The sequence below is a fragment of the Mesorhizobium sp. M1A.F.Ca.IN.020.03.2.1 genome (genome assembly GCF_004023205.1).
Taxonomy (GTDB): domain Bacteria; phylum Pseudomonadota; class Alphaproteobacteria; order Rhizobiales; family Rhizobiaceae; genus Mesorhizobium.
The window spans coordinates 1-7,600 of sequence record NZ_RZSV01000244.1 but is presented as its reverse complement, the minus strand read 5'-3'; the positions used below and the strand labels follow the sequence as shown (position 1 = coordinate 7,600).

8 protein-coding genes are annotated in these 7,600 nt (G+C 60.4%); 1 reads left to right on the top strand and 7 read right to left on the bottom strand.

Annotation, left to right across the window (positions count from 1 at the left end):
- Positions 1-316: EamA family transporter (locus EOA79_RS26865; protein ID WP_164893960.1), on the top strand; the 316-nt coding region annotated here is incomplete at its 5' end.
- A gap of 73 nt (positions 317-389) precedes the next feature.
- Here the strand turns inward: EOA79_RS26865 and EOA79_RS26860 are convergent.
- The 7 genes from EOA79_RS26860 to EOA79_RS26830 all read right to left on the bottom strand — a co-directional run.
- Entirely contained in the window at positions 390-2,081 is a 1,692-nt protein-coding gene (locus EOA79_RS26860) for a hypothetical protein (protein WP_127335283.1), read from the bottom strand.
- 193 nt (positions 2,082-2,274) lie between these two features.
- A complete protein-coding gene (locus EOA79_RS26855) occupies positions 2,275-3,408 on the bottom strand; it encodes a glycosyltransferase family 4 protein (RefSeq protein WP_095826099.1) in 1,134 nt (377 codons plus the stop codon).
- A gap of 12 nt (positions 3,409-3,420) precedes the next feature.
- Positions 3,421-4,089, bottom strand: coding sequence for a class I SAM-dependent methyltransferase (locus tag EOA79_RS26850; protein WP_164748279.1), 669 nt, complete (start codon positions 4,087-4,089; stop codon positions 3,421-3,423).
- Positions 4,086-4,478, bottom strand: a complete 393-nt coding sequence (locus EOA79_RS26845; protein ID WP_095826101.1) for a GtrA family protein — start codon at positions 4,476-4,478, stop codon at positions 4,086-4,088. The genes EOA79_RS26850 and EOA79_RS26845 overlap by 4 nt, the downstream gene beginning before the upstream one ends.
- Positions 4,475-5,050: a methyltransferase domain-containing protein gene (locus tag EOA79_RS26840; RefSeq protein WP_197504263.1), complete on the bottom strand. Its 576-nt coding sequence runs from the start codon at positions 5,048-5,050 to the stop codon at positions 4,475-4,477. Before EOA79_RS26840 ends, EOA79_RS26845 begins: the two co-directional genes overlap by 4 nt.
- A gap of 198 nt (positions 5,051-5,248) precedes the next feature.
- A complete protein-coding gene (locus EOA79_RS26835; protein ID WP_095826102.1) occupies positions 5,249-6,469 on the bottom strand; it encodes a glycosyltransferase family 2 protein in 1,221 nt (406 codons plus the stop codon).
- Positions 6,470-6,727: 258 nt separating this feature from the next.
- Positions 6,728-7,600: OB-fold nucleic acid binding domain-containing protein (locus EOA79_RS26830; protein ID WP_245489936.1), on the bottom strand; the 873-nt coding region annotated here is incomplete at its 5' end.

The following is a 7,600-nucleotide window of genomic DNA, read 5'->3' as shown; positions in this document are numbered from 1 at the left end:
GTCCGTGGTCGGCCTCGTCCCGGCGCTCTATGTCTGGCGCAACCCGGCAGTCGAACTGTGGCCGTCGATATTGGTGGTCGCCTTCACCGGCATGTCCTCCCATTTCTGCATGGCCCGCGCGCTCAGCCACGCCGATGCGACCGTCATTTCGCCGATGGACTTCCTGCGCGTGCCGCTGTCTGCGCTGATCGGATGGCTGCTTTACAACGAGCAGATCGATGTCTTCACCGCCGGGGGCGCCTTGCTGATCCTGACCGGCAATCTGCTCAACCTGCAGCGCAAGGCGCCTCAGCCTGCCGAAGTCGCGACCTCCTAGCTGCCAGGTCAGACGCCCGGTTGGGTTGCCTGCGAACTGGCGTCGGCGGGACCGTCATCACTCGCCTCATCGCTCAATCGTAGACGCCATCAAATAGAAGATCGTTGTCGCCGCCGGCCTTGAAATGTCCGGCGTAAGAGCCCGCTGGCAGCAGCAGGGCTTCGCCCGCACCGTTGCGTAATGTTACGGTCTTTGGCCCGATCGCAAGGTGAAATGGCGGATCAAGCACGGTGCCGTCGATTTCGACCCGGCCCCGCAAAGGCGTTCCATCGGCGCTGTAGAGCGCATAAGTTCCAGCAATAGGAACATCAAAGATCTTCCGCTCACCGGGTTGCAGGCGGAAACCAGCGATCCTGAGGTTTGGCGCCACACGGACATAGCTGTTCAAAATCAGGGGCGCGACTACCGGATAGATATAGTCCATCCGGTAGGACCACAGGATCAGCTTCGGGCGAGACTTGCTAAGCACATTGTAAGCCTCGGAACGCCCGCTTTCCCGCAAGGTCGCGAGCACGTAGTGTTTGTCGAGCCACAAAGTTGTTGGCTCCATTCGATTGGGCAACATTCCTATGCCGTCGAAGTACCGCTCGTCGGGTGCAAGCAATGACTCCGCACGCGCCACCAGCTCAAGTTGGGCCGTATTGTCGAAGCGAAAGTAAAGTATATTGGCAACGAAGCTTATGGCCATCGCCGTGACCAAGGCTATCCACGCCAGGCGCAGATAACGCGCGCGGGCTGCGAGGCCGTCGAGCATTGTCAACGACCATAGCGACATGAACGGCAACGCCATGATGAACACGTAGGGCCACGGCTGGTCGTGCGCGAAGACCAGCACCGTGATGACGACAGAGAAGATCAGCGCAATTCGCCTCCGCTCGTCGAGCTTCATGATCTGTATCAGAGACAGAGCCATGCCGGCGAAACAGAAGACGTAAAGAACATAATTGCGCGCGAGCGTCTGAACCACGAAGCGCCTCAGCCCCCCGTAGTCACCGCCGCCGCGCGTTGCGACCTCAAGAGGGCCGAACACCAAGCTCTTGGCGATGGGAACAGGGTCGGCGCCGCCGAAGATGAAGCAATATGCGATTATAGGCAGAGTCCATCCCAGCACGAGCCATGCCCCGCGGACCATGCCTGCCAGGTAGCGTCTCATCAAAGCCGCGTCGGCGACCAGGCCAAGGCCTAGCGCAAGGTTGAAGTAGATTGATTTCTGCGTTGCGAGAAACGACAGGCCGCTCAAGGCGCCGGCAGCGACAAGCTGCCATCCCCTCAATTCACGGGCCCGTAGCACGACCAGCAGCGCCCCTGCGGCGAAGAACACCGCCAGCGGTTCGGCGATAGTGCGAAAGATGCGCTCCATGAAATTCGAGAAGCACAAGAGGACGAGGACAATGGCCAAGGCACGAACCCGATCCTCCCCAAGCGCGCGAGCGCAGGCGTAGACCAAAGCAATGGTCGCGCATGCCAGCAACGCGGTCTGCATACGACCGACAAGCAGAATGGACGTGGCATCCCAACCGATCAGGTGAGCCAGCTTGTAAAAGGCGGTGGAACCGACCGCCTTGCTTGGCTGCACGGTGGCGAACAGCCCATTAAACAAATGCTTCGCGTATCCAAGCTGACCAAATTCGTCCATGACGAATCGGCAATTCCAAGCCAAGGCGAACAACAACGCGATCTTCAGTACGATCAAAGCGCGTAGAAAGATCGTTAAGCGGCGCGATCCTGCACCGAATAAATCAGTCAGACCTGCTTCTGATCGCATTCAATCCCGCCCTGGAATGAACCTCAGATTTAAGCGACGTTAATTAAGAAAATTGGCTAGGCCACACGGCCCAGACGTTTGGAACCCTGTTCAGTGTTCGTTGCTGGAAGGCCTCAAGCACAGGCCAGGGCCGAAAGCGCCTGAACTTCGGCCAGATGCGGACGCGAAACCGCATCGACCATGGCGAAGTAGGTCAAAGTTTGGCCACTCCTCCGCCTGCCAAGGTCAGCACGCCGAGCGCCGTTGCGCGCCAGTCGTACTGCGCCAACGCGTAACGAGCCATGGCGGCTCGCTCCTCGGAGGTGAGGGCAAGGCTGTCGATGGCATCGGCGCAACGCCTGGCCGACCCGTCGGGATCGGTGAGGTCGATGGCAACGCCACGCAGCCATTTGGCCGCGCCTGGGTCGGCACGGTTGCTCGGTTCGCCGCAGACGACAGGCAGCCCGCAGGCCATTGCCTCTTGAATAACGAGCGGAAAGCCCTCTCCGACGCTCGGCAACAGCAGGAAGTCAGCCCCCCGATAAAGGTCCGCCAGGGCCTGAGGGCTCTGGACACCAAGGTCGTGAACATTGGCAAGTCCCCATTTGCCGGGGTGGATCGGGCCGCTGCCGACCATCAAAAATGCGAGATCCTGGCGGAACGCAGCCAAAGCCCGCAGCACCGACAGTCCTTTCTTCTCGACGTAGCGACCAACGAAAAGAATGCGACGCGTACCCAGGGGGATCGAGATCGCCGCAGGGGCCTCCGGCACAGGCAGCGGGCCTGAAGCGGGATGAAAAATCGCACCGTCAACACCGTTGAACAGCAGTTGGAAGGGAATGCGCGCTGGCGTGCCCACAAGATCATGGCGCACGGTGTCGCTGATGAACACAACTGCGTCAGCGGCTCGGAGCATCGGGCGCGTGATGACGATGTTGGCTAGTGCCATCACGGAGCGGAGAATGCGCGAAGAAAAGGGGATGCCGGCGATATGCTGGATCAGCACCACGCGCTTGCGGAAAGCCTTCGACATCAGCAATGCCAGGATCGATGTCATGTACAGCGCATCGTGCACTACGACCGCATTGCTACGGTGCATTTCGCGGGCCAGCGCGCGAATCGCACGGACGCGCGCCAGCGGCATTGGCAGCCCAATGACCTTCTCGATTGGGTCGACGCAGGCAAGAGGGACCGCTTCAACGTCGCTTTCCGGCGGCTGATCGGCATCGCTGGCGGCCCAAACAGCCTGAACGCCCAGTTGCGTGAATTGTCGGCACAAATGCCCGGCCACACGCTCTATGCCGCCGCCGTGACCTTCATAGAAATGGCTGACGGTCAAAATGCGCATCGAACCGACCCATCAAGCGGGCTCGAAGCGCATTGTCACTTCGAGACGATTGGGAAACAGCAGTTGATGGATGCTTTTTCGATATTGCTTCGGCGCAGCGCGACGAGCAATGCGGTAGCCACTTTCGGTTGCTAACTTCCCCCATTCTGCCCGCTTCAAGTAGCGCGCCCAGATCATTCCGCCAAATGGGATATTGCCTATCGCATCCATTGCGGTGAGGCGCAGGTCGTCCAGCCTTCCGCAGCTTTCGTGATCCTTTATGTAAAGCGGACCATCAACCACGCGCCGAATTTCACGCAGCAAGTCCGTACGTGCTGTGACTGGAACGTGATGTACTACATTGTTGAGTGTCGCCGCATCAAAACTACGGTCCGCGAAAGGCAGGGTTTTGCCGTCATACTGCTTGGTCAGCACGCTCAGCGAAGGGCAGAAACGGTCAACCATATCCACTGTCTGCACCTCATCCACCGGAAAGAGTTCGGCTATGGCTTGAGCGATCACCCCAGTGCCACCACCGACGTCGAGCAATTTGCAATGCTGCTTGTCCCACAGCTCGCGTAGACTATCGAGCATAACCGCCTGATAAGTCGGCGCCTTGTTTCGATAAAAGGCGAGGTGACGCGACAGGATGTCCTGCAGAAGCTTCGGATCGATCGGGCCCATTGCCGTGGCCAAGGTCATGGTCCCCCCGTCATCCAGCGGTTTGGCGTGGCGATAGCCCATCGACCAAGCAGGAAGTTCAGCGCCAGCATGCAGACCGAGGCAAGTGGCGAGGCGAACACCATCGGCAGGCCGGCCTGCTGATGCCAAAACCATATGGTGACAAATGCCAATGGTATGTTGGCGATCATTGCAATGACGTACCGTGCGAAGGTTATGGGAGCCAATGGTCGCCGAAAGGTGAATACGCTATGAAGCACATAGCCAGTGCCCGCCACGACGCAGAAGGACAACAGTACGGCCAGCCACAAACGTATCCCGACCCTGTCAGACAAGATGATGACCACGTTGTGCAGCGCGATGCAGATGCCGGCGATCACCATATAGGCGAAGGGCGTGCGCACGCTCATATCGCTGCCTTCCGAGCGCGGACCAAGAAAACGCAGGCATTGTCGTCGCGTATCTGGGCGGGCGTTAGACGATCTTCCAATTGAGCGCGCAGGTTCATCAACAGGGCAAGGAGCGACGCCAAAATTGCGCCTATGATCGGTAGGCGGCGAAGGAAGAAAGCAAAGCCCGTAAGGCGGATTAGCGTCGTGGTTGCCAAGGGCCCGGCAATCGCATGCACCTCTTCGACTTCGAGGCCGCGATCGGCAAGATCTACGACAAGTCCGGTGCGTGTCCAACGACGATGGTCCTCAGGGTGAGGGTGGTAGAGCCAGCTGCCGTGAGTAGACAACAACAGCACACCGTCATCGCGCAGCAATCTCCGAATCTCGGCGCAGTACGAGTCAAGGTCGCGCACGTGCTCCAGGACCTGTACTGAAAGCACTGCTCCAGCGATGCCATCTGCTAGTGGCACGCGGCCCTGCTCGTCAATTTTCAGGAAGCTGCCCTCGCCGATATCCGCGCCGCGATAGTCGATCTTCATTTCGAACATCATGTCAGCATAGGGCATGTCACCACAGCCGAGATCGACCATTAGTGTGCCCGGCCTAACATGCGCCCTCGCCTCTTTTCGCAACAGCCGAGCTAGCCCGCGCAAGACCAGCCAGTCCGTATCCCAAATCCGCGGAACCGCCCTGCTTCCCCTCATCCCACCAGCTTTCAATGCACCACCGACCTGCTGGCGCCGACTCTATCTTTTTTCCGTCGCGCCAGGCGCTCGATGTCGAAGCGCTCAGAACGCACGCCTATCGTCCAGATTATCAAGCAGCAACTTGAGAACGAAGCCGGACAGCACCATGGACATCCCGGCCACGCAGGCGGTGGTGATCACGAAGGTCAGGTGCACCGATTGCTCCATCGGGCCGCCTATGAAAATCCAATGCAGTGCCAGCAATAAGTCCGCGACAAAGCCCGCCGCCGCGAGCATGCCGCCGGAAAAGACCAGCCATTCCAGCGGGCGGCCGCGCATCAGCCAAGGCACGACCCGGCCGCCGTGGCCCGGGTGATAGATAGCGATCGCCACCTTGGCCAGCATACCGAAAAGGATGGCCGAAAGGCCAATCAGCGTCGCCATCGCGGAGAGCGCGACGAAGTGAATTCCGAAATACCACCCTCCGATCCGGACAGGTCCCGCCGCGAGGACCGCAAGACCAGCAATACCGGACACCAGCAAGGTCGCTCCCGGTATGAGATACATGGTGTTGGGTGCATGGGCCACGATCAGCCGCAGATGTCGCCAACCGTCGCGGAACGAACGCAGGTGAGGTGGGCGGCCGCGCTTGTCCGGATAGAGCTTGATTGGCACCTCGCGGATCACCAGGCCCGCGCGATGCGCGTTGATGACCATCTCCGAGGCGAATTCCATGCCAGGCGAGCGCGCGCCCATTTGGCGAAACGCATCGCGGGTGAATCCTCGCATGCCGCAATGAAAATCGTGTATCGGAGAATGATGAAGCCAGCGGGCAATTGTTGAAAGCGCAGGATTGCCAAGATACCGATGCAGAGGGGGCATGGCGCCGGGCTCGATACCGCCGGCGAAGCGATCGCCCATCACCAGTTCGGCACCACCCTCCAGCGCGTCGATGAAGTCGCCTAGGCTGCTCCAGTCGTAGGAATCGTCCGCATCCGCCATGACGAGGTACTTGCCTCGTGCAGCTTCAGCCGCCGCGCTGATCGCCGCGCCGTATCCCTTGACCCGCTGGTGCACGACACGCGCGCCGAGGGACTCGGCAATCTCCACCGACCGATCGGTCGACCCATTGTCCCCGACGACGACCTCGCCCTTAATGCCCCGCTTCGAAAAAACGTCAAGCGCCTTGCGAATGCAGATGCCGAGCGTGCGCTCTTCGTTCAGGCAAGGGATAATGGCCGACACGAGAGGGGCCCCTGCGTCATCGGCGTGCTGCCCATCGAGATCAGTTGCGACGATCGCGAGATTCGACTTGTCGACCATCGTGCCCGCTCCTGCCCAATCGTCAGCCTTGCTTACAGCTTGGGCCCCAACATTTCCGCAGCCCAGTTGCAAGATTAGCAAGAACAAGTTAGGCAAAGATATACAGAACCATACGTCGTTGAGCGAATGACGTGGTTTGGCCAGTACGGGTGATGGCGGCGGGGCTTGAATTGGTGGCCACGCCTCGCGCCAAAGCATTCCAGGAAAAGCGTTACCCGGTTTCTGTTCGGAGTTGCGCGAGAACAAGTAGTTGGAACGCTACACCAGTTCCACTTCGACGACACCCGGCACCGCGCGCATGGCCGACGCGACCTGCGGCGAGATGCGATAGCGGTTGGGCAGTTCGATCTCCACCTCGCCCTGGCCGGCTTCCTTGATCAGCACGAAGCTCACCTGCCCCTCGCCCTTCACGGCAAGCTGGTTGGCAAGGATGTTGATGGGCTGAGCATCACGCACGAAGATGCGTAGCGCCTTTTGGATGCGGCTTGCTTCGTCCTCCAGCGACTGCACCGTCTGGATGCGCAGATTGATCCCCTCCGGCCGGTCTTCGGCCGAGACGGTGATCACCACCGAACGGCCAGGCTCCAGCATGTCGCGATACTGCGCCAGGCCTTCGGAGAACAGCACCGCCTCGTACTGGCCGGTGGTGTCGGAAAACTGCACGACGCCCATCTTGTTGCCGGTGCGGGTCTTGCGCTCCTGCTTCGTGGTGACGGTGCCGGCGAGCCGGCCGGCCGCAGCGCCGCGTTTGACCGCGGCGGAGAATTCCGCCCAGTTCTGCACCCGCATCTTCTGCAGCGCCGCCTTGTATTCGTCGAGCGGATGCGCAGAGAGATAGAAGCCGACCACCTGGAACTCGCGGTGCAGCCGGTCGGCGGCAAGCCATGGCTCGGCCGCCGGCAGGTTGAGCGCCTGCGATTGCGCGCCGAGCGAGGCGCCGAAAATATCCGTCTGGCCCGAGATGGCATTCTGCTGCGCCAGCGACGCGAGCCCCATCATCCGCTCCACGCCGGCCATCATCACGGCGCGGTCATGCCCGAAGCAGTCCAGGGCCCCCGCCATGATCAGGCTTTCGAAGACGCGCTTGCCGACGATCTTCGGATCCACGCGCTCGCAGAAGTCGGCTAGGCT